Origin of the sequence: Belliella calami (assembly GCF_022549695.1) — a bacterium.
Classification (GTDB): domain Bacteria; phylum Bacteroidota; class Bacteroidia; order Cytophagales; family Cyclobacteriaceae; genus Belliella; species Belliella calami.
Genome location: NZ_JAKZGS010000019.1, coordinates 1 through 22,941 on the forward strand (window position 1 = coordinate 1; position 22,941 = coordinate 22,941).

Below are 22,941 nucleotides of genomic sequence, written 5' to 3' on the forward strand. Positions count from 1 at the left end.
CAGACCATGAACAATGGAGCATTTCGAAAAAAAGAAATGCTCCATTTAATTTAATAATGATTCCGTAGCTCAGCTGGTAGAGCATCCCGATTTTTATCGGGAGGGTCCTGGGTTCGAATCCCAGCGGAATCACAAAAGCCTCCTAATTTGGGAGGCTTTTTTTGTTTTGTGGTTTTGTTCTTTTTAATTTACTGAAAGAGTTAATGGATGCAAGAAAATTTATAAAATGAAAGAATTTAAGAAAGAGCCGACCAATCTCCGGAAGATGGACTGGCTTGAGCACAAAAACACCAATTGAGCTCACTGTTTCCAGCTAGTCTAATGCCTTTTCTATTGAAACCTCTTGAATGCATTTTTAATACTCATTTTCATTGATAATTTAGGTTTTAAAGCTTTCTTTTGTTTAATTAAAGCTTTGTATGATATTCATACCTATCTTAGTGGCGTGGCATATAAACCCAGATTCAAAAAGTTATGAAAACCCCTAAATCTTTAACAAATAAGCTTAAGGCAGCTATTATTCTAACTTTTTTGCTTTTGATAATATTTGGAAAAAATATTATGGATCGGAAAAATTATACTGAACTTGAGGACTCTTTTGTCTCTGTTTATGAAGACAGGTTAGTTGTTGAAAGTTATATATTTACTATCTCTGAAAATCTTTTTAGGATCAAATTGCTCGTAAATCATTGTTGGGAAGAGACTGATTATTCTCATGTTATAGAAGACATAGAGAAATATGAAGAAAACATCTTGAAAACTGTTGCGACTTTTGAAAAGACAAACCTAACTGATTCGGAAGAGATTTTTCTGGAAGATTTCAGAGAAATCATTGAATCAAATCTAAGGATTGCAGATTATGAACTTTTGTACTCAGATGAGACTGGTATCAATGAAAAGCAAGTACATATTTATAATGGTTTTATAGAAAGAGCCATTAAAGACTTAGAAAGACTTTCACTTATCCAACTTGAGGAAGGCCATAAGCTTGCAGTAAATTCTGAAAAAGTAGTTACTAGATCTAGAATTTGGGCTCAATTCGAAATTGCAGCCTTAGTGATTCTTTTACTTATAATTTATCTCTTGATATATACTTCCAGAAATATTAAGTCTGAATTAATAGATTGATTTTGCTAGTTTGAACCAATAAAAAAATCCCTGAGCTTAAGCCAGGGATTTTTTTATTCTAAGGTTGGGGCTTATTTTCGTTTAATTAGAACTCCAAACCTTTCATATAAGTAGCATTTTTTTCAGCAGCTTCCATTGGACTGATATCAACATATCTTTCTTGCTCTACAATAAAATATTCCATTCCATTGTCTTTGGCTTTTCTGATAATTGAAGGGAAATCCAATACTCCTGTTCCTACTAAGGTAGATCCATCTGGTTCGGATTTGTCGAGGCCACTTTGTTTGTCTTTTACATGGCCTAACTTGAATCTGTTAGGATGCTTTGCCAAATACTCTAAAGGATCATAACCAGCTGTATATACCCAGTAAAGATCAAGCTCGAAATCAACTAAATCTGGATCTGTGTTTTCCAAAAGGTAGTCTTGTGGAATTTGGCCATCAAAATCTACAAAGGTGTATCCATGATTATGGTAAGCGAACTTTACCCCATTTTTTTTGCAAATCTCCCCTTGTTTGTTGAAATCATCTGCAATCCTCTTGAAATCATCCATTGACTTTTGGGCACCTACATAAGGATTGATAAGGTATTTCATGCCAATCTCACCAGCCTCTCCGGCGATTCTATCAAGGTCCTTATATGTATTCACATGCGAAGAAACAAAATCCAATCCCAAATCATCCGTTAGGTTTTTGAACTCTGTGTTTTTCATACCCCAGAATATCCCTTTGCCTCCATCAAACCCTTCGATCTGATTATAGCCATATCCTGCAAGTGATTTAATGGTTTCAGAGGCATTCTCAGCCATATTTTCTTTTACAGAATAGAGTTGGATACCAAATGCAGCAAGTGTTTCTTTTGAAGCTGATATGAGAGTCTCGCTTTCTGCGATTTCAGCACCTTCTTCCTTTTTTGGACTGCAAAACTGGAGGGGTAAAAATGCGCCCATTCCCATAGCCGCACTTAGTTGAATAAATTTTCTTCTATTTTTCATGGTTGGTCTGAATTAAAAAGAGAGGCTATTCAAAGCCTCTCCAAGATTTAAAAGAATTAGATCGCAAATACTTTATCACCTTTTTTGTAATCTACACATGCATCAAATCTCCCTGGAACTTCCACAAATCGCAATTGTTGGGTGGCACCAATCTCGGACGTAAAGTATCCAAGTATTGTCAGGTCTTTTAGCATACCGATGACTTTTGGTTCTTTGTCCTCGCTTGTCGAAGCTTTTTGGTTCATTTCATTCAAAAATGCAGTCCTTTGTTCTAAAGTAGCATCCATGAATTCGTTGTTATTTGCTGATTTGAAATCTTTTTTCAAATTATTCAGACCAGAAACAAAATCATTTTGCTGTTCACCACTGTAGGTATCTTTGACCATCATTACCATAAACTCACCAATTCCTGCAGCTTTTGCTCCAGGAGTATCAGTGGTAGGTATTATTGCTTCTCCAATTTCATCAAGAAAAGCGATTTGCTCTGGAGTGAAATCCAGGCCTACAATTTGATCTTCAGGAGCACATCCGGTCAGGATTACATTGGCTCCAACCATAGCTCCACCCATCATCAAGGCAAAACTCTTTATTGCATCTCTTCTATTCATTGCCATAATAGTTTCCTTTTGTTGATTATTATAGATTACCTTTTTTTAGTTCCTCAACTGCAAAAGCAGCTGCTCTAGCAGTCAAAGCCATATAAGTCAATGATGGGTTTTGTGCAGCACCTGAGGTCATACAAGCTCCATCTGTAACAAACACATTTTTAGCGTCCCAAACTTGGTTGTTTCCATTCAGTACTGAGGTTTTTGGATCTCTACCCATTCTTGCTGTACCCATTTCGTGAATACCTTGTCCAAATGTGTAGCCAGAATCAAAGGTGTTGATGTTTTTCAGACCTGCAGCTTCCAGCATTTCTGCAGCATCATTCTTCATGTCTACTCGCATTTTCATCTCATTTTCTTTGATCTCAGCATCCATTTCCAATGCTGGAAGACCCCATTTGTCCACTACAGTCTTGCTGAGTTTGATAGTGTTTTCATGGTATGGCAAGATTTCACCAAAAGCAGTGATTCCCATACTCCATGGTCCTGGCTCGCTCAAGGCTTCTTTAAGTGGTGCTCCGAAGTTCATTTCAGCAACATTTCTGCTCCAACCTGATCTACTGGCAGCTCCTTGGTATCCAAATCCTCTTACATAATCTCGTTTGTCTTCCCCGATGTTTCTAAATCTAGGAATATAAATTCCATTAGGTCTTCTGCCAAAGTAGTACTTGTCATCGTATCCTTCCATGGTGCCGTTTGCACCCAATCTGAAATGATGATCCATTACATTGTGGCCGAGTTCTCCCGAACTGCTACCCAAACCGTCAGGCCAAATGTCTGTTGCTGAATTCATCAAAATTGAGGTTGATCCAAATGCTGAGGCACAAAGGAAAACAATTTTTGAGTTGTACTCGATTACTTCTTTTGTCTCTGAATCAATCACCTCAACGCCCGTAGCCTTCTTTGTGTCTTTGTCATAAAGTAGCCTACTGACAACAGAAAAAGGTCTTAGTGTTAAGTTACCTGTTTTCATTGCTGCAGGCAAAGTGGAAGACTGAGTACTGAAGTATCCACCAAATGGACATCCTAACCAGCATTTGTTTCTGTACTGGCAATTTGTCCTTGCTTGAATTGGTTCTGTAATATTGGCAACTCTGCCGATGGTCATATACCTGGAAGTCCCATATTTTTCCTTGATACGGGCAGCTACATCCTTTTCTACACAGTTAAGGTCCATTGGTTTTTGGAATTCACCATCTGGTAAATGTGGTATTCCATCTTTGGAACCAGAAATCCCAGCGAATTTCTCTACGTAACTGTACCAAGGCGCAATGTCCTTGTACCTGATTGGCCAATCCACTGCAATTCCTTCTTTTAAGTTTGCTTCAAAATCAAGATCTGCCAGTCTGTAGCTTTGCCTACCCCAAAGAAGCGATCGGCCACCTACTTGGTTTCCTCTAAACCATGCAAAAGGTTTTTTCTCAACATAAGGAGAGTCTGATTCATGTGCCCACCAATCTAAGTTTAGCTCATTGAGAACATAGTCTCTTCGAAGGTTGGGATGGTTCTCCGTCATTTCGACAGTTCTTCTTCCCCTGTGGGCAATTTCCCAAGGAGGAGTTGTTGCGGTTTTGTAATCCTTAATGTGTTCGACATTTTTACCTCTTTCCAGTAAGAGGACTTTTAACCCTTTTTCGGTTAATTCTTTCGCTGCCCAACCACCACTTATTCCTGATCCGACAACTATTGCATCATATTGATTTGCCATAATTATTGATTTTAAGCTATCTCTTCTTATTTAAATATCACATATTTTTATTGCTTCTTCCAAAGAGGCAAGTTTGTTTTCTTTTTTTGGCATGAACTCCTGACAAATATATCCCTTAAAGCCAGTTTCTAAGATTGCCTTTACTACTGCCGGATAATTGATTTCTTGGGAGTCATCGATCTCATTTCTTCCAGGATTGCCAGCCGTATGGTAATGGGCGATGTATTGGTGGCTGTTTTTGATTGTGCGTATCAAATCGCCTTCATCTATCTGCATGTGGTAGATATCATAGAGTAATTTGAAATTGTCACTACCAAGTCGTTTGCATAGCTCAACTCCCCAAGATGTTTTATCACACATATAATCAGGATGATCTATTCGGCTATTTAGCAACTCCATGACTAGGGTTACCTTGTGTTTTTCAGCGAGTCCAATCACTTTTTTCAAGCCTTCGACACTGTTTTGAAGTCCTGTTTCATCATCCATTCCATCTCTGTTACCACTAAAGCAAATTAGGTTTTTGTACCCCGCTTTTGCTACAAGTGGAATTATTTCAGTATAGTTTTTGACAAGTTGCTCATGGTAGGTTTTATTGTTAAAACCTTTTTCGAGACTAACTTCAGCACCATTGCACATAGAACAATCCACGCCGTTGGCTTGAAGGATATGCCAATCTTTTGGACCAACTAGATCTATGGCGTTAAATCCGATTTTCTTGATTGATTTGCAAAGTTCCTCCAAAGATAAATGTCCAAAAGTCCATGCACATACAGCATGGTTGACATTTCCTTTCAGGTTTGAGTTTTTCATAGGGCTAGCATTAAGCTTGATCAAAGGAAGGACACTAGCAGCTAGCGAACCCACTATCATTTTTTTTACGCTAGTTCTTCTATTGATATGATTCATTTTGGTTAAGAAAGGTTTGATTGTTTTTTGGACTCGTCTTTGAAGAAAATAAGGAAAAAGAACACCACAAAAACGGCTATTCCGGATGGGATCATCCAGATAGACTGCCAATCGTGTGTACCATCTGCTGCTAGATACATGTCTGAAACCTTCCCTGCCACAAAGAATCCAATCAACATCCCTACACCATATGTAGCTAAGGTTATCAGCCCTTGTGCTGACGATTTGAATATTTCTCCTGCTTTTGAATCAGTATAAATTTGACCTGATACGAAGAAAAAATCATAGCAGATTCCATGGAGTGCTATACCGATAATCAATAAAAACAGTCCACTGTCAGCATCTCCTATTGCAAATAAAATATACCTGAGTACCCAAGCAATCATCCCAAGCAACAAAGTCTTTTTAAAACCAAATCTTTTAAAGAATACTGGCAACAGCAAAAGGAAAAGTGCTTCTGAAATTTGACCAATTGTCATTTTACCAGTTGGGTCTGCTACACCAATCTCTGCCAAGAATGGGTTGGCATTTTGGTAATAAAAAGCCAAAGGAATACAGATCAAAATTGACGAAACGAAGAAAACGGCAAAGTTTCTTTCTTTTAATAAACTAAGTGCATCAAAACCTAAAATTTCTGAAATCCTCAATTTCTGGGTTCTATCAGCTTTTGGAGGAGTTTTAGGTAAGGTGAATGAGAAGATACCCAAAATCAAAGAGGCTATTCCCGCAAGCATAAATGTGTTTTTCAAAAATCCAGATGCCATGTTTTCCACTGAATCCCAAGTAAACAAATAACTGATCGAGAGACCTGCTACGATCCAGCCGATAGTTCCCCAAACTCTAATGGTAGAGAAATCTTTTTCAGGATCTTTCATCTGGTTGAAAGATACGGAATTGACCAAGGCCAAAGTTGGCATATACAAGATCATGTATAATAATAGGTAAGGGTAGAAGCTTACAAAATCCGCGGATTGGTACATGGCAAGCATAAGTCCTGCTCCTGCCAAGTGTAGTAATCCCAATATTTTTTCTGCATTGAAATACCTATCGGCAATCAAGCCAATAATAAATGGAGCAATGATAGCCCCCAATGATTGAGTTGAGAATGCAGTTGCTATTTGGGTTCCTGTTGCATTTAGATTGGCTCCTAGAAATGTACCGAGGGTGACGAACCATGATCCCCATATGAAAAACTCAAGGAACATCATGAAAGAGAGACGAAAGCGAATTCCTGTACTCATTAATTTTGATGGTTAATAGGTTTGGATAATGTTAATTGAACTAGAATGAAATGGCAAACTATTAATTTTAAGTTTAATATTTAGGCTTTTTCTATTAATTTTAAATTTCATGAACAAAATTGCAACAAAGTAAAAAGTAAAAACCATTCATTTACCGTTTATAATGTTGTTTTCCGTTATATCATTTATTGTATTTGGTTTTCAAGATCAAATAATTGATAATTTATCCCTAATGTATCAAAATTCAAAATTTTTAATATTCGAATAAAAGCAAAACAATCAACATGATGAAAAATAGAAAGTTAAAAATGGGAATGATAGGTGGGGGGCCGGGTTCTTTTATAGGTGCTATTCATAGAAATGCGGCGCTGATGGATGGACTTATAGAGATCGTGGCTGGTGTTTTCAGCAGCAAACCAGAGAAGTCAGCCCAGACAGGAAAAGAAATGATGCTTGATGAAAATAGGGTTTATAGTTCTTATGATGAAATGTTTGAAAAAGAGCTTCAATTGCCAATTTCTGAAAGAATTGATATTGTGAGTATTGTAACTCCAAACCACGCACATTTTGATCCAACAAAAAAAGCTTTGGAAATGGGCTTTCATGTAATTTTGGACAAGCCTATGACTTTAAATTATGATGAAGCGAAAGAATTGTTCCACATTATAGAGAAGGCTGAGGGGATATTTTGCCTTACCCATACTTACACGGGTTACCCCATGGTCAAGCAAGCCAAACAAATGATAGCAGATGGAGTAATTGGGGAGGTAAGAAAAGCTTACGTAGAATATCCTCAAGGTTGGCTATGGAAGTTGTTGGAATCTGAGGATAATAAGCAGGCACAATGGAGGACAGACCCGAGCAAAAGTGGAGCTTCTGGATGTTTTGGTGACATAGGAACGCATGCATTCAATTTGGTAGAATATGTTTCAGGCCAAAAAGTGGCGAAAATTTGTGCAGATTTGGATGTCAAAGTCGATGGAAGACTATTGGATGATGATGGCGCTGTATTGATGCGATTTGAAAATAATGCTTCTGGAATCCTTACAGCTTCACAAATAGACACCGGTGCAGAGAATAATCTGAAATTCAAGATCTATGGTGACAAAGGTGGCTTGGAGTGGATGCAGGAAGATTGCAATTCTTTGATTTTAAGATGGCCGGATAAGCCTGACGAAGTTTATAGAGCTGGTTCGCCATATCTTTCTTCTTTAGCTCAAGAGAATACACGGACGCCAGCTGGACATCCTGAGGGATATATGGAGGCCTTTGCTAACATATACAGGAATTTTGCTCGCTGTATTTATGCCAAGCAGAATGGTGTTGAACCAAAAAAAGAATGGCTTGATTTTCCAGGAGCTGAAGATGGTATTCGGGGAATGGCATTTGTTGACCATGTTTTGAAAAGTTCAGCCTCAGACCAAAAATGGACTCCGTTTATTGTTGAAAAGTAGTTGATTTAGCGATTCATAGGGTCTAAATCCTTCTCTATCGCTCAGTAAAATAATCTAAAATTAAACCTAAAACCTAAAAACACTAACTTATGAAAACTATAAAAGGGCCAGCTATATTTTTGGCACAATTTGCTGATGATAAAGCGCCGTTTAATGATTTGAAAAGTATCTGCGAATGGATGGCATCAGTAGGATACTATGGAGTACAAATCCCATCTTGGGACGGCAGATTGATAGACTTACAAAAAGCAGCGGAAAGTCAAACTTATGCTGACGAGATCAAAGGTATTGTCAATGAAGCGGGATTGGAAATTACAGAACTTTCCACTCACCTTCAAGGCCAGTTGGTAGCTGTTCACCCTGCTTACAATGAGCTTTTTGATGGATTTGCCCCCGCAAATTTGGCAGGAAACTTAAAGGGTAAGACAGAATGGGCCACGCAGCAGTTAAAATATGCAGCGAAAGCTTCAAAAAATCTTGGTTTGACGGCGCATGCAACATTTTCCGGGGCATTGATGTGGCATACAGTTTATCCATGGCCACAAAGACCTGCAGGACTGGTTGATACCGGATTTGCAGAGCTAGCCAAAAGATGGTTACCTATTTTAGATACTTTCGAAGAAAATGGTGTAGATCTTTGCTACGAGTTACATCCAGGGGAAGATTTGCACGACGGGATTACATTTGAAATGTTTTTGGAAAAAGTAAATAACCACAAGCGAGCAAATATACTTTATGATCCGAGCCATTTTGTTTTGCAATGTTTGGATTATTTGCAATTCATTGATATTTATCATGATAGGATCAAGATGTTTCATGTCAAAGATGCCGAATTTAACCCCACAGGAAGGCAAGGAGTGTATGGTGGTTACCAAGGCTGGGTAGATCGCGCAGGAAGATTCCGCTCACTAGGAGATGGTCAGGTGGATTTTAGTGGTATATTTAGCAAACTTTCGCAGTATGACTTCGATGGTTGGGCAGTGTTAGAATGGGAGTGTGCGATCAAGCATCCAGAGCAAGGTGCGATCGAAGGCGCTCAGTTCATAGCTGACCATATTATTACAGTTACAGATAAGGCCTTTGATGACTTTGCAGGATCAGGAGCTGATGAAGATTTTAATAAAAAAATATTAGGAATTTAATAACCATAAATAAATAATTAAAAAAATGAAACTATTTAAACCCTTTTCTATTGGCGTTATTGCATTGTCTTCTTTGGCTTATGCTTGTGGAGGCGGTAGCCAAGAATCGACGGAAACTGCCAGCAATTCTACTCCCGCTCCCGCTCAAGAAGTAAAAGTGAGCTTGGAAGACAAGTACAAAGATGACCCGATTTTTATTACAGGATCATTGAAAGCCAAAGAAGCAGGATGTACGGCTTGTCACATGTTAGAGCGAAAGGTAGTTGGACCATCTTACGCAGATGTTGCAGAGAAATATGAAAATACGCCAGAAAATGTATCAATGCTCGCTGATCATGTAATCAACGGGAATGTAGGAAATTGGGGAGAGATTCAGATGCCTTCGCATCCACATTTGGAGAGATCTGACGTGGAAGATATGATTAAGTATGTATTACTATTAAAAAGATAGAATGAAAACTCTTAAATATTCGATTTTTGCACTTTCGGCTTTGACCTTTGCTTGTGGTGGAAGCCAAGAGGTAAGGGAAGTGACCATTGAAAATGAAGTTATTGAAGTAGAGTCAGAATGGATTAGCCTTTTTGATGGGGATTCTTTTGATGGCTGGAAAAAGTATGGTGGAGGTGAGGTGGGGGCTGCTTGGAAAATTCAAGATGGAGCTATTTATTTAGATGCAAAAAATAAAGATGGATGGCAAACTGGTGACGGAGGGGATATTTTGACAGAAGAAGCGTTTGATAATTTTCACCTGAAGGTGGAATGGAAAATTGCCAAAGATGGAAATAGCGGGATCATCTTCTATGTCCATGAATCAGAAGAATATCCGTACCCATGGTCTACAGGAATGGAAATGCAGGTTTTGGATAATGATGGACACCCGGATGCCAAAATCACCACTCACAGAGCAGGGGATTTATACGATTTAATTCAGTCTTCTGAAGAAACTGTAAAACCAGTAGGGGAGTGGAATCTTGCAGAGATAGTTTCCAAAGATGGTAATCTTGAACTTCATCTAAACGGTACAAAAGTAGTAGAGACAACCCTTTGGACTCCTGAGTGGGAAGAGTTGATTTCGAAAAGCAAATTTAAAGACATGCCGGGTTTTGGTACATTCAAAACTGGAAAGATCGCACTTCAAGATCATGGAGACGAAGTTTGGTTCAGGAATATTGAAATCAAGAAGCTTTAGATTTAATTAGAAATTTATATCCATAAAGCGCTTGGAAGACTTTCACAGGTCATCCAAATTCTTTATTTTTGAATAAGTTTAATTAATTAATAACTCTTTACTTGCAATGGATCCCTGAAAGCGTTTTCAGGGGTTTGTTTTTTTTACCTAATTGCGTTTTTTTGAAAAAGTTTTTGCTTAAATTTTGTTTTTTGAGCATTTTTATTCCTCAGATCTGTTTCTTCTTTGTTCTATTGTTTTAAAGTTCTACTTTTCAAAGAGCTTTGATGTCTTAGAAATAAGTGTTTAAAGATTTTTTAATCATAAAAAAACTATTTTAAAATTATGATGAATCTAAAATCCATCCCCTGCAACCACCAACTTCAGCAATTACAGCTTGCTGATATTCCATTTAACACCATAGAAATTGCTGCTATTCCAGAGCCTTTTTTTAAATATGAAGGAGCTCAATGGTTTGACCACAAAGCTTTCAGGGATATTTTGCTGGAAAAACTGACTTTACATCTGCATAGTAATGTGCTGAAACTTTTGGTTTTTACACCCAAAGAAAATCAAACTTATACGGCATTTGCCTATTTGGCAAAACAAGAAATTGTGGCGATGCAGCTTCCTAATTCCGGCAATTTTAAAGCGTGGATGGATAATATTCTTGAAAAACAAGAAGATGCTTTTTCGGATAGTTTTTTCAAGAGCGAACCAGATCCAAATGAAAGGTATTTGGTTGAATTTGGGAAAGGAAGTTTTTCTGTAAAAAGTGGCATAGGTGTTCTTTATGACGACAAACCAAATGAAACTGGAGCTTACCTTCACAAAAAAGCACCTGCCGATTATAATAAAGCCGCATTGACCAACGAGAAAGACCAATTCATTCAAAACTATGTCAGAACAAATGATGAAGTGGTGAATGATGAAGCTTTACAACAATTATTTCACGAGTTTATTCAGTCCAAAAACCTAATTCCAAATCCACCTGAAAACAATGAAAAGGTGTATAGCGAATTTGAAACGCTCGCAAAGTATCAATTTCCTGAAGTGCTAAAAATCTTGCTCAACTTTCATAACGGTATCGAAAACACAGGCTTTTTTTCCGCCCAAAAAATCCTAGCAGAATGGAAAATCTGGAAAGGAATTTATGATGATCCAAATTGGAAGCTGGAAGACCTTACTGGTAACAATCAAGCCGATGGGCTCAAAACCATTTGTGTTTACACCAATCCCTATTGGGTGCCGTTTTACAGTACGGGAGGTGGCAATTTTTATGCGATAGATTATGCTCCGGGTATTCAGGGGAAATCGGGACAAATTATTGCTTTTGGAGCAGATACAAGTCAAATCAGCTTGATTGCAGGAAGTATGGAAGATTTTTTACAACAATTAATCTCTGGAAATATCAACCTTTAAAAGCAAAAAAATGAATAAAATTATTCCACTTTTTCTATTAAGCATTTTGGCTGTGAGTTGTTCAAGTTGTTCTGCTCAAAAACAAAATAATCAATCTTTAAATAAACAAAATAATATGACACGTTTTATCAAATCTATGGCAACAGGCTATGTCAAATCCGGGAACTACGGCGGTTCTACACAACACGAACAATTTCCTTCGGTGTACAATTACAGCTATTTCAATGGCGAAACTTCAGAAAAAAACAAGGAATTTCAATCCTTATTCAACCTTTATCTTCAAAATATAAAGGTAAATAACAGCGTTACCCTGCAAGATTACCTCACACATTTGTTAAACAACAATACCGAAAAACTTAAGGAAATCCACAGCCAAAACCAAGATAAAAAAGAAGTAGGCAACAGCAATCAAGAACTCCCAACGCTGTTTTTTGTAGATGATGAAGCTGGTACCGTGCTTCGCATTGATCCTTATTTGGTACAATTAAGTTGGAACAAACACACAGAAAAACTCAACAAATTTTTACAAGAAAACGCTACCCATTTTAGTAGTGAAATACCTGACGAATTTTATATTAAATACTATGGAAAATAATCATAAAACCACATAGTAACATAGAAAACATAGAAGCTAAACGGTAAAAACTATGTGTAGCTATGTGTCAATTCTGCCAAAGGTGGACACGAGTAGTGGAAAATATAAACCACATAGTCACATAGAAAACATAGAAGCTATGTGCTCAAAAAAACTATGTGTAGCTATGTGTCTATTCTGCCAAAGGTGGACACGTGTAGTGGAAAATATAAACCACATAGTAACATAGAGAACATAGAAGCTAAACGGTAAAAACTATGTGCAACTATGTGTCTATTCTGCCAAATGCGGACACGTGTTGTAGAAAAATGAAAACCACATAGTAGCATAGAGAACATAGAAGTTAAGTGATATAATTATATACTATATGAAAATAAATGTCAAAGTCCAAAGCGGCAAACTTTTCATCAATGATACTGAAATAGAATTTCCGGTACACCGTCAAAAATTAGAAGCAATTTTTGGCAAGCCCAGCAGATTGTATTATAATATCAATTGGAAATGCGTTTGGGATCATCTCGGTATTTATACAGATTATGGGGTTTGGGATAAAATATACCGCATTCATTTTTTGCAAAAACCTTATCCCATTGAAAAGGAAAATGCATCAAGAAGTTTCTTTGAAGGCACTCTTTCTATTGATGACAAGCAAATTACTACTGAAAAAGTTGAGCAAATAACCTGGAAAAAAATGGTTTTCCGCCAATTTAAATATGCTGAAACTTTTGAGCCGTTTGGTTTTTGTTTCGAGTTTAATTACCAATACCGCAAAGAAATCCCGGCTGATAAGTATTTGATAAAAACTACAGAGCAACCTATCGTAGCGTTTCAAGACTTTAAATTTAAACTATTGGTTATTGATGAATTGATGTATAAGCAGCAGATCCTCAAACCAAAATTTGATTTGTATGAATTTGCCGAATGGTATAAAAAACGGAGTATCGACATAGAAGAAGAAGGGTATGAAGAGATTGCAGAAGTGACAGATTTTTTTGAAAGATTGCCTATCACTACAGATCAAGCTGCAAAAGTAGAAAACTTGTACCAAGATGCAGGGAATTTGATTTATGGCGAAATTCAGCGCTTTTGGACAGGTGAAGATGATCAATATGACATCATTAACTTGGCGGATGCTTTACAATTTCCCAATCTTAAAAAATTAACCATTTTTAAAGCAATAGAGCAGGAAGAAAAACAACAAGAAAGCATCAATCTATTAAGAGAAAATGGAATTGATGTTCAGTTTTTTTAACTATTTTAAATGAAAGCAACGAACAGTTTGATGGAACAAAACAGCCCAAAAAACAAAGAAATAACCTTGCAATACACGGAATATCAAAACACAAACAACCACATAGGAACATAGAGAACATAGAAGTTAAACGGTAAAAACTATGTGTAGCTATGTGTCTATCCTGCCAAAGGTGGACACGTGTGGTAGAAAAAAACAAACCACATAGAAACATAGAGAACATAGAAGATAAGTAAAAAAACTATGTGCAACTATGTAACTATGTGGTAGAAAAAACAGAAAACTATGACAAAGAAGTATTTAGATGATTTAACTTATAAAGTAATTGGATGCTGCATAAGTGTCCATAATGCTTTAGGGCCAGGCTTATTAGAAAGCGTTTACCATAGATGCTTGATGGAGGAATTTAAGTTTCAGGGAATACGCTTTAATTCTGAACTAATTGTGCCTGTAGAGTACCGAAATGTAAAATTGGATGCGTTATTGAGAGCAGATTTTTATGTTGAGAATTGCTTGGTTATAGAATTAAAAGCCGTTGAAGCGGTTCTGCCAATACACGAAGCACAGTTAATGACGTACTTGAAGTTATTAGACGCACCCAAAGGAATTTTAGTCAATTTCAATTGCACCAACATCTTTCACAATGGTCAAAAAACTTATGTAACGGAGAAATATAGAGGTTTGGATGAAAAATAAATATATAAACCACATAGTAACATAGAGAACATAGAAGCTAATCGGTAAAAACTATGTGTAGCTATGTGTCTATCCTGCCAAAGGCGGACACGTGTGGTAGAAAATTAAAACCACATAGTCACATAGAAAACATAAAAGCTAGGTGCTCAAAAAAACTATGTGCAACTATGTGTCTATGTGGTAGAAAATATAAACCACATAGTAACATAGAAAACATAGCAGCTAATCGGTAAAAAACTATGTGCAACTATGTGTCTATCCAGCCCAAGGCGGACACGTGTGGTAAAAAAAAGAAAGTATGAATAAAACAGAACAACAAATAAACAACTACTTCCTCCAACTCCAATCAGCTTTTCCTGAATTTGACACGCAGGAAAAAAAGATTTTTGAACCTACAGAAACTGATTTTCCTTTTTCTTGGAAAGACCCTTTCAAAGCCTCTGATAATGTACTGAAAGTGCTTGCCCGACACATTGGCTTAAATCCCAATCGCATCGAACTGATGTTTTACAGCGATTATCCGGAGGAAGATGTTGAAAACCCAAACGCGATTTATTTGAGGTTTAAAAACAATAAAAAAGCAACGCTGAAAGACTATCAAAGCAACATCAAACGATTTGCTTTCAACATAGACGCATCCGTTTTTGAGTATGCCGATTGGGTCATTGCCGCTATTGCCCACGAAATTTGTTATTTGAAACTTTTGGAAAATGGTAAATTTGATGTGAAAGAGGAAAAATTGATCGACATAGCCACAGTTTATTTCGGTTTCGGAAAATTATCTTCAATAGCCGTAACCAAGCAAAGCGAAATCACATCTAAAAAATTTGGAAGTTTGAATTAAGAAGAATGGGCATTTGCTATTCAGTTTTCTTAAAAAAAGATGATGTCGGTAGCATTTTTTAAGTACTTTGTTTCAACCTTCAACTCAATAATTGTTTTGACCCAATAGAAATCAACACTTGTTCTCAATGAAAATAATATCCTACCTACTTTTTCTATTTTTCGGACTGCAAGTGCAGGCACAGGTTTCTTTGGATTCTATTATTGAATTAAGAAATAACCACCCTTCCAAAGCCATAATTGAGATCGACAAGCTTTTGTTTGCCAAAGAAATGCAAGATTCACTTCTTCCATATTTGCACAGAGAGCGGGGTTATGCCTACCAAAACCTTAACGATATTGAAAAATCTATTGATTTTTTAGAAAAAGCACAAAAAGGCTTTGATGCCAAAACACAAGCAGAGGAATTGCTGAATGTTGAAATTCAACTGTCTAACAATTTTTCAAATCTGAACAAACAAACTGACGCCATAAAATATGCCAATAGTGCCTTGCAAAGAGCCGAAGTGTTAAACAACAAAGAGCTTATTGTAAAAGCGAACGATAACATTTCGTATGTATATTTCAAGCTAGGGCAACTGGATAAAGCGATTGCTTATTTACAGATTTCAGAACAGTATCACAAAAAAAACAAGAACCTTGCAGAGCTTTCCATTACCTACAACAATATCGCTATTTTGTACAGAAACAAAGGCGATTTGCAAGCTTGCATTCGCTACAACGAAAAATCTTTAGCCCTCAATTTTGAGCTGAAAGATTTAGCTTCTGTAGCCAAATCTTATAATAATTTGGGGATTGTTTATAACCAATTGAACAATACCGAGGAAGCGACAACCTATTTCACCAAAGCCATTGCACTAAACGATTCTTTAGGGATAAAAAATAGCAATCCGCTGATTTCTTTGGCACTTTTACAACATCAAAAAAAGGAATATAAAAACGAACAAGAAACCCTGCTAAAAGCACTCGAAATTGAGCAACAAACAGGTCGTCTTGATATTCAAAAATCAATTTATCAGTCGTTGCTGAAAAACAGTTTAGAACTAAACATTCCTAACATCGCACAACGTTATCAGGTTTCTATTGAACACATTGACACGCAGATTATGCAACGCCAAAGGCAAGAAAATCTACAGCTTATTGATACGCACAAACAATTACTTGAAAACGAACTAAAATGGCGAGAACAACAGCAACAAACCATTACCTATAAATGGATTGCGGTTTCTGTTTTCTTACTGGCATTTGCCTTTGGGATTTATTTTTATCAGCGTCATACCAAAAAAGAAATAGTTCGCCAAAAAGAGCGAGCATTGCTGGAACAAAAAATCCTTCGTTCGCAAATGAATCCGCATTTTATCTTTAATGCCCTGACCGCCATTCAGAATAAAGTGATGGAAAATAATCCGCTACACACGGCAACTTACATTTCAAGATTTGCCAAGCTCGTTCGCCAAAATTTCGATTTTACACAAAAGGAATTCATCACCCTGGAAGAAGATTTGGATGCGTTGAAAAACTATATGGCAACACAACAAATGCGTTTTGAAAATAAGTTTGAATATGAATTTAAAATTGATGAAAGGATAAGTCCTGATTTCATCAAAATTCCGCCGATGCTGTTGCAACCCTTTGTAGAAAATGCCATTGAGCACGGTTTCAAAGACATTTCCCATAAAGGAAAAATTGAAATCCTTGTTGTGCAACAAAATAAAGAGCAAATTCGCTTCAAAATCATTGACAACGGAAAAGGTTTTTTCCCAAAACACGATGCAAAACTGCACGCTTTGGAAATTATCAAAACCCGTTTGAAGCTCAACAATGCCAATGACGAAGCTACTTTTTCCATTCAAAACAGAGCGGATGGTTCCGGTACCGAAGTGACTTTTTTATTAACTTTGGCCCAATACCAATAAAATGAAAGCCATTCTTGTAGAAGACGAAATCAATGCACAAAAAGCACTTTTGAAGATGCTTCAGCTCGTTGCACCCGAAATTCAAGTATGGGCTATTTTTGATACCATAAAAGAAGCTTCTTTATTTCTGAATAAAAACACGGTCGATTTGCTGTTTTTAGACATCCAGCTCAAAGACGGCAACGGTTTTGAACTTTTGCAAACAATTGACCAGCAAGATTTTTCATTGATTTTCACAACCGCTTTCAACGATTTTGCCATAAAGGCTTTTAAATTTAATGCGATAGATTATTTGCTAAAACCTATCGATCCGCTCGAACTGAAAGAAGCCATTGAAAGGGCAAAAAACACAAGAAAAACCAACCCGATTATTCCTTTAGAAAAATCACTTTCCGAGCAAAAAATTGTTTTAAAAACCACCGATAGCAATCATATCATTCCTGTTTCATCCATAATCCGGCTTGAGGCAGACGGTGCTTACACTTTATTTGTAACAGAAAATCAGAAAATACTGGTTTCAAAAAACATCAAGCATTACGAAGAATTGTTAGCCGAATACCATTTTGTGCGTTGTCATCAATCGCATCTTATTGCTTTTTCCAAAATTTCAGAGGTCAAAAGCAATAGCGTGAAAATGCTCAACAATGATGAAGTTCCTGTTTCTTTCCGCAAAAAGCAACTGTTGAAATCCCTACTGTAAAGAAAACAACACGCTTTTCAATCCATTCTTTACGGTTGTCAATTCCTTTGTGAATTTCATTCATAATAAAGCTATTTTAGCTACACTATGTTTTGAGTGGTAATTATTTAATAAAACCGAAATAAGCACCTAAGACAAACAAACACTATGTTCTCTATGTGACTATCCAGCCAAAGGCGGACAAGTGTGGTAAAAAAAAATATAAACCACATAGTAACATAGAAAACATAGAAGCTAATCGGTAAAAACTATGTGTCTATCCAGCCAAAGGCGGATACGTGTGGTTTAAGAAGTTTAAATACTATGTTCTCTATGTGTCTATGTGGTTTTTAAAGTTTAAATACTATGTTCACTATGTGACTATGTGGTTTAAGAAGTCTAAACATAAATCAATTGTAGTTTTTTTAATTATAAAATCGTGTCCAATCCGTTCAAAAAAATAGTCCAAAACGTGCAGGTTTCCAAAACCAAGATGTTTGATGATGACATTAAACACCAAGCAAATATGGAAACCAAAACCTGCAAGAGCTGTGGAGCTCCAAGGCCCATTAACACCAATTTGGTGCATTGCAACTATTGCCGAACACCGTTTATGAACATCGATGCCATCATAAAAGCCGAAAAATGAACCACGAATTACAGGAAACCATTAACCGCTGGAAAGCCTATCTGCAAAAGATAGAACAGCGTTTTGACCAATCGTTGCAACAAGCCGAGGAAGTCTGCAAAGATTTGCTTGTAGAAAGCAAATACGACTATTATGAAGTGATGAAAACCTGGATGGCAATCAAATCGCAGATTTATGACATCTCCAAAAGTGTAACCCAAACTTGGGAAGAAAAAGTGTATCCGCAACTGCGTTTGCATACCAATTTCGATGTGCCAAAAGAACTGCACGAAAGCAATTTTACCTATTTCCTGATTACCAAACTAGACCATTTTGAACGTAATTTAGAAGCCGATTTATCGCAAACCTTTTACAATCAAGCTATTCAGTCGGCAAACCAGCAGTTTTTTTGCACCCAATGTCATTCGCCTTTGGCCATACAAAGCAATGTTTTTCGGGCACATTATGTCACCTGCAACTATTGTCAGGCAACCAATACCTTCACGCCCGACACCAAATATGCCCAAATTGGTGGCAATATCATAGACAATATCGTGGCAAAAAAATGCGAGCCTTTGTATCTGCAAATGCAAAACTCGCTCAATGTGATACAAAGCCAGCGTCCGCCGGTTGTGGAGCAGTTGTGGGAAAAATACAAAACCGATTATTTCACTTACTACGAAACCTTTTTTACCGAAAGAATGAAGCTGAACAACGATGCCAAAGACCGTTTTGGTGCCGATATGCAACGCAAAAAAACAGAATACGAACAGTACGAAAATCTACATAAAAAATCATACTAATCCTTTAAAAATAAACAAATTATGGAAACTATTAACGGAGTAACTTTTGAAGATTGGGCTTGTGCCTGTGCCAATTTAGCCGGCGGAATGCCCGAAAACGAAGTGCTGAATGTACTGGGAATTGAATTGCCGGTTTGGCAAAAAACCACTGACGAATGGAGTGCAAAATTGGGCGATATGATGGCCGAAGATATGAACATCGCCACCAAATACGGCGAATATTTCACCAACCCAAAACAAGGCAAGTTTGCCAATGCCGGTGCTACAACAATGTCGTTGGCAGATGCCTTGGCAATCGTTCCAGATTTTGATGCTTATCAACAGATTTTCTGGCAAATGTCCAAAGGTGCCGATGTGGGTATCGATGGTATTCAGGTGTTGCAAAACCACGGACTTACCCTGCAAAGTTGGTCATCGGTTGGGCAACATTACAGCCAGATGCAACACCAGATGATGGACGAAAATCTTTCGCCAGAAGAGCTGAAACGCAATTACGACACCATTACCCAAATCAGTGAAAAATGGCAAAACCATTGGGATAATCATTATAAAGACAGCAAGGCAGATTTAGCTGGCGATATAGATTTTTAGGGCGTTCGGGCGGGTTTTCCGTTGCAAGTCCTCGTCAATCAAACTTTTTTTGCGAGTTGTGGCAAGAGCTTCTTTGGTCGCTTTGCCACGCCTGCAAAAAATAGTTCGCTTGCCTGTGGGCTTTCCACTACAACCCCTAACGCAAAATTCATCAAACGATAAAAAAATGAACATCAAAGAAACCATTAAAGAGCAATTACGGTCGGTCATCCAATGGGAAAAACCGCAGGAATTTCAGCTTTTTTATAAATTTACCGACAAAGGCGACGAGATTAAAAATGCCTCCAGGCTTATTCTGCAACCCGGACAAGGCTGTATTTTTACCCACGAAGGAAAAATTGAAGGCATTTATGAAGAAGAAGGTTTGTATGACCTGAAAACTGAAAACACGCCCTTTTTCACCACGATGAAAAAAGTGCTGAACGCCTTTGAAAGTGAGCATAAAGTGGGCATTTGGTTTTACCGCAAAGCCGATATCAACAACATCCGTTGGGGAACCCGACTTCCGATTAAATACAACGATCCTGTGTATGCTTTTCCGGTACATTTGCGGGGTTATGGCAATTATTCAATCCGTATTTCAGATGTCAAGTCGTTTTTTGTAAACATTTTGGCCGGTCAGGAAGATTATTTCAGCTACGAATTGCAGGAATTGTTCTTGTCGCGAATTACGCAACCTATTTCCAACTATCTCGCCAACGCCAAATTTTCCTATGCCGAAATCGACAGCCATATCGAGGAAATTGCAAAAGAAGCCCAGCAAAAATCGCTTTCCGTTTTTGAAAATTTAGGCTTTTCTTTAATCGATTTTCGTATTGAAGGCACTTCTTTCGACGAAGAAACCAATCAGCGGATCAACGAAATTTCCAATGTTCAGGCAGATGTTCACGCCTCAAAAATTGCCGGGGTCGATTATGCCCAAATGCAACAACTCAAAGCAATGCGAGATTTGGCAAAAAACGAAGGCACTGCCGGAGCATCAATGGGAATGTTTGCCGGAATGAATATGGCACAAAACATCAATCCAACTCCTCCAACTCAAGATTTAAAAACCAAACTCAAAGAACTGAAAGAGCTATTTGACGAAGGCTTGATTGACGAGCAGGAATTTAAAGAGGCGAAAGCGAAGTTGTTGTCATAGGATTTAAAATTCGAGGTGTGCATCTTATTTGGATAAATTAATTAGCCGTCATATTATGAATGACTACAAAAGCGAAATAGAAATTTTACTCGACAGTTTGGACAAAAGTGCAAATTCAAATACGGCGTGGCTTCATTTTAACATTAATTCGCCTTCCACATTTGATATTAATGCGTTCTTGTTAAAACAATTACAAACAGGTTTTTTTCATTTCACTTTGGTTGAAAGCGACATTAATAGAGGCTGGGAACATTATGTTAGTTCGTTCCTTTCAAAAAATTGTAAAGACAATATGATAATGCTCCAACGTCCTGGAACTACTTGGAATGGCAGGACAGAACTAGAGATTAACAGCATTTCAACCGACAATGCAAAAGAGTTGCTTGTTGACCTGCTAACAGGAGAAAGAATACATTTTAGCAAAAGCCCATTAGGAACGCAACTGGATAAAGCCGAAGCAGAAAAATTGGTTGACAATTTCGTAAAGTATATAAAGACACATAAAAGTAGGGAACTTACATTTTATAATATTGCACCAAATTTTCTTTGGACAACTGAAGATTGCTTTAACTCGGACAATGATAACACACGACTTGGCTATTTCGAAAGTAATGGAAGAGATTTGGTGTTGGGTGTTCTGTCTAATGATATGGAAATGAATATTTTGGAGCTAAATATTCTTATGACTAATGGATATTGTTAGTGAAGAAATACAAACAGCTAAAAGGCATTTTGGTAAAAGGTTGAGCGTAAAATAATATGAAAAAAACACTAAAAATAATGGTGGTAATACTATTAGCAATAGCACTCTTTTTGGGTATGGCTTATCTCTACCTCACTGATTGTGGCAGAAAAGGAATTTTGTCAAATGCACCTGATTTACCCAAAATGGAAATACCAATAACTTACAATGTTGCTTGGTGGGCACATCAAAAAGATTTAGTGATTGAGGATTTTAAGGTAACTGTTGTAGAAAACAATTTGCACCTATTCAACAATCAAGCATTGATTTCTTATACGGTAAAAGGGAAAATAAATTATGATGGTCATTGGAGACCCAACATAAAAGAAGTGCATATATCCGAAAGAATTAATAAAGACAGCACACAAAACGTTAACCGTATAATTGAAATTACACCAATAGTTGAAGTGAAAAAGGATACAAATGCAAATGACGGAATTGAAGATTTTGAATTTACAAACCAACACATAATTACCTCGGGGAAATTTGGTTTAAACAGGATTAAAATTATTTGCGAAAACAAAGACACCATTATCGAAATACAACAAAGGAAATAAGGCACCAACTTAAAAAATGTATCGCTATGAACAGCAAACGTACCATTAAAAAACAAAAGCTGGTTGCCTTTATTTATTCAGCTTTTGATGGTGTACAACTCGAAGAAGGCATTGGACTTTGGGAAGCTCAAGCAGAAGATAATCCGTTAGAAGATAAGGAATGGGAAAAGCAATGTCTTGACAAAGCAAAAAACGACGAACGTAACGATTGGCAAAAAGTAAGTTTAGAAAATTTAATCGATTGTGGAGATATCATTAACTACATCGATGCCAAGGGTTTTCGCTACTATTTACCGCTTTGGTTGCTTATGGATATTGGGTATGATGATGAAGTTATCCAAAAGCAATTTCCGCATAAAATGATGGTTGATATTGCTTTTCATTTAAGCCGACCGCTTGAAGTTTGGGCAAATGGTAAGTATGAAAATAAATTTGGAGACAATAAATTGAGTGCACTTAACCACGACCAAAAAAAATGTATCGCTACTTATTTTCAGTATAAAATGAACATCGTTAAGCAAAAATACCAAGAATATTCTATCCAATTTGGGTCAGATGAAAGCGAATTTTTAAACGATAAAGCATACATCGCTTTGCAAAAAGCAAGAGATTTTTGGGGAAATCGTATATTATGAAAATCCCGAAAGGCTTTGATAATAAAAAAAAATAGATGACAAAGGAGAAAATCTTAAACAACACAAATTGGTATTACTTTTAAATTTTTGAATA

23 protein-coding genes and 1 tRNA gene are annotated in these 22,941 nt (G+C 37.0%); 19 read left to right on the forward strand and 5 right to left on the reverse strand.

The features are described from left to right. Positions 1–58 precede the first annotated feature (58 nt). Both MM236_RS16955 and MM236_RS16960 read left to right on the forward strand, forming a co-directional pair. Positions 59–132: transfer RNA gene (locus MM236_RS16955), tRNA-Lys, on the forward strand. Positions 133–474: 342 nt separating this feature from the next. Beyond that, entirely contained in the window at positions 475–1,128 is a 654-nt protein-coding gene (locus MM236_RS16960; RefSeq protein WP_241276184.1) for an MCP four helix bundle domain-containing protein, read from the forward strand. 85 nt (positions 1,129–1,213) lie between these two features. On the opposite strand, the gene MM236_RS16965 is transcribed toward MM236_RS16960, so the two are convergent. The 5 genes from MM236_RS16965 to MM236_RS16985 are packed head-to-tail and all read right to left on the reverse strand — an operon-like array spanning position 1,214 to position 6,582. Then, a complete protein-coding gene (locus tag MM236_RS16965; RefSeq protein ID WP_241276185.1) occupies positions 1,214–2,122 on the reverse strand; it encodes a sugar phosphate isomerase/epimerase family protein in 909 nt (302 codons plus the stop codon). Between the two features lie 56 nt (positions 2,123–2,178). Next, positions 2,179–2,736 carry a gluconate 2-dehydrogenase subunit 3 family protein gene (locus MM236_RS16970; RefSeq protein WP_241276186.1) on the reverse strand — a complete coding sequence of 186 codons (558 nt, stop codon included), beginning with the start codon at positions 2,734–2,736 and terminating at the stop codon, positions 2,179–2,181. A 22-nt stretch (positions 2,737–2,758) separates the two neighbouring features. Beyond that, positions 2,759–4,435 carry a GMC oxidoreductase gene (locus MM236_RS16975; protein ID WP_241276187.1) on the reverse strand — a complete coding sequence of 559 codons (1,677 nt, stop codon included), beginning with the start codon at positions 4,433–4,435 and terminating at the stop codon, positions 2,759–2,761. A 30-nt stretch (positions 4,436–4,465) separates the two neighbouring features. After that, positions 4,466–5,341 carry a hydroxypyruvate isomerase family protein gene (locus MM236_RS16980; protein ID WP_241276188.1) on the reverse strand — a complete coding sequence of 292 codons (876 nt, stop codon included), beginning with the start codon at positions 5,339–5,341 and terminating at the stop codon, positions 4,466–4,468. Between the two features lie 5 nt (positions 5,342–5,346). Continuing rightward, a complete protein-coding gene (locus tag MM236_RS16985; RefSeq protein WP_241276189.1) occupies positions 5,347–6,582 on the reverse strand; it encodes a nucleoside permease in 1,236 nt (411 codons plus the stop codon). A 284-nt stretch (positions 6,583–6,866) separates the two neighbouring features. On the opposite strand from MM236_RS16985, the gene MM236_RS16990 reads away from it, so the two are divergent. From MM236_RS16990 to MM236_RS17070, 17 genes are all read left to right on the forward strand, one after another. Further along, positions 6,867–8,036 (forward strand): Gfo/Idh/MocA family protein, encoded by a 1,170-nt coding sequence (locus MM236_RS16990; protein WP_241276190.1) that lies wholly within the window; start codon positions 6,867–6,869, stop codon positions 8,034–8,036. A gap of 89 nt (positions 8,037–8,125) precedes the next feature. Continuing rightward, positions 8,126–9,178, forward strand: a complete 1,053-nt coding sequence (locus MM236_RS16995; protein ID WP_241276191.1) for a sugar phosphate isomerase/epimerase family protein — start codon at positions 8,126–8,128, stop codon at positions 9,176–9,178. 25 nt (positions 9,179–9,203) lie between these two features. Further along, positions 9,204–9,629, forward strand: coding sequence for a c-type cytochrome (locus tag MM236_RS17000; RefSeq protein ID WP_241276192.1), 426 nt, complete (start codon positions 9,204–9,206; stop codon positions 9,627–9,629). Position 9,630: 1 nt separating this feature from the next. After that, positions 9,631–10,368 (forward strand): 3-keto-disaccharide hydrolase, encoded by a 738-nt coding sequence (locus MM236_RS17005; RefSeq protein WP_241276193.1) that lies wholly within the window; start codon positions 9,631–9,633, stop codon positions 10,366–10,368. A 324-nt stretch (positions 10,369–10,692) separates the two neighbouring features. Next, complete coding sequence (locus tag MM236_RS17010) at positions 10,693–11,769, forward strand: SMI1/KNR4 family protein (protein ID WP_241276194.1); 1,077 nt, start codon at positions 10,693–10,695, stop codon at positions 11,767–11,769. Positions 11,770–11,779: 10 nt separating this feature from the next. After that, on the forward strand, positions 11,780–12,364 hold the full coding sequence (locus MM236_RS17015) for a hypothetical protein (protein ID WP_241276195.1): 585 nt from the start codon (positions 11,780–11,782) through the stop codon (positions 12,362–12,364). Between the two features lie 367 nt (positions 12,365–12,731). Further along, positions 12,732–13,616, forward strand: a complete 885-nt coding sequence (locus MM236_RS17020; protein WP_241276196.1) for a DUF6892 domain-containing protein — start codon at positions 12,732–12,734, stop codon at positions 13,614–13,616. A 285-nt stretch (positions 13,617–13,901) separates the two neighbouring features. After that, on the forward strand, positions 13,902–14,312 hold the full coding sequence (locus MM236_RS17025) for a GxxExxY protein (protein ID WP_241276197.1): 411 nt from the start codon (positions 13,902–13,904) through the stop codon (positions 14,310–14,312). A gap of 298 nt (positions 14,313–14,610) precedes the next feature. Next, entirely contained in the window at positions 14,611–15,156 is a 546-nt protein-coding gene (locus tag MM236_RS17030) for a hypothetical protein (RefSeq protein ID WP_241276198.1), read from the forward strand. A 127-nt stretch (positions 15,157–15,283) separates the two neighbouring features. Beyond that, complete coding sequence (locus tag MM236_RS17035; RefSeq protein ID WP_241276199.1) at positions 15,284–17,071, forward strand: histidine kinase; 1,788 nt, start codon at positions 15,284–15,286, stop codon at positions 17,069–17,071. A 1-nt stretch (position 17,072) separates the two neighbouring features. Continuing rightward, positions 17,073–17,771, forward strand: coding sequence for a LytR/AlgR family response regulator transcription factor (locus tag MM236_RS17040; RefSeq protein WP_241276200.1), 699 nt, complete (start codon positions 17,073–17,075; stop codon positions 17,769–17,771). Between the two features lie 624 nt (positions 17,772–18,395). Next, positions 18,396–19,181: a hypothetical protein gene (locus tag MM236_RS17045; RefSeq protein WP_241276201.1), complete on the forward strand. Its 786-nt coding sequence runs from the start codon at positions 18,396–18,398 to the stop codon at positions 19,179–19,181. 21 nt (positions 19,182–19,202) lie between these two features. Then, a complete protein-coding gene (locus MM236_RS17050; RefSeq protein WP_241276202.1) occupies positions 19,203–19,772 on the forward strand; it encodes a DUF6620 family protein in 570 nt (189 codons plus the stop codon). Between the two features lie 58 nt (positions 19,773–19,830). Further along, the gene (locus MM236_RS17055; protein WP_241276203.1) at positions 19,831–20,913 is read left to right on the forward strand and encodes an SPFH domain-containing protein; all 1,083 of its coding nucleotides are present in this window, start codon (positions 19,831–19,833) and stop codon (positions 20,911–20,913) included. A gap of 55 nt (positions 20,914–20,968) precedes the next feature. Continuing rightward, a complete protein-coding gene (locus tag MM236_RS17060) occupies positions 20,969–21,616 on the forward strand; it encodes a hypothetical protein (RefSeq protein WP_241276204.1) in 648 nt (215 codons plus the stop codon). A 56-nt stretch (positions 21,617–21,672) separates the two neighbouring features. Next, the gene (locus MM236_RS17065) at positions 21,673–22,212 is read left to right on the forward strand and encodes a hypothetical protein (protein WP_241276205.1); all 540 of its coding nucleotides are present in this window, start codon (positions 21,673–21,675) and stop codon (positions 22,210–22,212) included. 26 nt (positions 22,213–22,238) lie between these two features. Continuing rightward, positions 22,239–22,847 carry a DUF6714 family protein gene (locus MM236_RS17070; protein WP_241276206.1) on the forward strand — a complete coding sequence of 203 codons (609 nt, stop codon included), beginning with the start codon at positions 22,239–22,241 and terminating at the stop codon, positions 22,845–22,847. Positions 22,848–22,941 lie beyond the last annotated feature (94 nt).

Bases quoted from the DNA above. Each gene is read 5' to 3' on its own strand.
- MM236_RS16960 (WP_241276184.1), top strand. From the start codon at position 475: ATGAAAACCCCTAAATCTTTAACAAATAAGCTTAAGGCAGCTATTATT.
- MM236_RS16965 (WP_241276185.1), bottom strand. From the start codon at position 2,122: ATGAAAAATAGAAGAAAATTTATTCAACTAAGTGCGGCTATGGGAATG.
- MM236_RS16970 (WP_241276186.1), bottom strand. From the start codon at position 2,736: ATGGCAATGAATAGAAGAGATGCAATAAAGAGTTTTGCCTTGATGATG.
- MM236_RS16975 (WP_241276187.1), bottom strand. From the start codon at position 4,435: ATGGCAAATCAATATGATGCAATAGTTGTCGGATCAGGAATAAGTGGT.
- MM236_RS16980 (WP_241276188.1), bottom strand. From the start codon at position 5,341: ATGAATCATATCAATAGAAGAACTAGCGTAAAAAAAATGATAGTGGGT.
- MM236_RS16985 (WP_241276189.1), bottom strand. From the start codon at position 6,582: ATGAGTACAGGAATTCGCTTTCGTCTCTCTTTCATGATGTTCCTTGAG.
- MM236_RS16990 (WP_241276190.1), top strand. From the start codon at position 6,867: ATGATGAAAAATAGAAAGTTAAAAATGGGAATGATAGGTGGGGGGCCG.
- MM236_RS16995 (WP_241276191.1), top strand. From the start codon at position 8,126: ATGAAAACTATAAAAGGGCCAGCTATATTTTTGGCACAATTTGCTGAT.
- MM236_RS17000 (WP_241276192.1), top strand. From the start codon at position 9,204: ATGAAACTATTTAAACCCTTTTCTATTGGCGTTATTGCATTGTCTTCT.
- MM236_RS17005 (WP_241276193.1), top strand. From the start codon at position 9,631: ATGAAAACTCTTAAATATTCGATTTTTGCACTTTCGGCTTTGACCTTT.
- MM236_RS17010 (WP_241276194.1), top strand. From the start codon at position 10,693: ATGATGAATCTAAAATCCATCCCCTGCAACCACCAACTTCAGCAATTA.
- MM236_RS17015 (WP_241276195.1), top strand. From the start codon at position 11,780: ATGAATAAAATTATTCCACTTTTTCTATTAAGCATTTTGGCTGTGAGT.
- MM236_RS17020 (WP_241276196.1), top strand. From the start codon at position 12,732: ATGAAAATAAATGTCAAAGTCCAAAGCGGCAAACTTTTCATCAATGAT.
- MM236_RS17025 (WP_241276197.1), top strand. From the start codon at position 13,902: ATGACAAAGAAGTATTTAGATGATTTAACTTATAAAGTAATTGGATGC.
- MM236_RS17030 (WP_241276198.1), top strand. From the start codon at position 14,611: ATGAATAAAACAGAACAACAAATAAACAACTACTTCCTCCAACTCCAA.
- MM236_RS17035 (WP_241276199.1), top strand. From the start codon at position 15,284: ATGAAAATAATATCCTACCTACTTTTTCTATTTTTCGGACTGCAAGTG.
- MM236_RS17040 (WP_241276200.1), top strand. From the start codon at position 17,073: ATGAAAGCCATTCTTGTAGAAGACGAAATCAATGCACAAAAAGCACTT.
- MM236_RS17045 (WP_241276201.1), top strand. From the start codon at position 18,396: ATGAACCACGAATTACAGGAAACCATTAACCGCTGGAAAGCCTATCTG.
- MM236_RS17050 (WP_241276202.1), top strand. From the start codon at position 19,203: ATGGAAACTATTAACGGAGTAACTTTTGAAGATTGGGCTTGTGCCTGT.
- MM236_RS17060 (WP_241276204.1), top strand. From the start codon at position 20,969: ATGAATGACTACAAAAGCGAAATAGAAATTTTACTCGACAGTTTGGAC.
- MM236_RS17065 (WP_241276205.1), top strand. From the start codon at position 21,673: ATGAAAAAAACACTAAAAATAATGGTGGTAATACTATTAGCAATAGCA.
- MM236_RS17070 (WP_241276206.1), top strand. From the start codon at position 22,239: ATGAACAGCAAACGTACCATTAAAAAACAAAAGCTGGTTGCCTTTATT.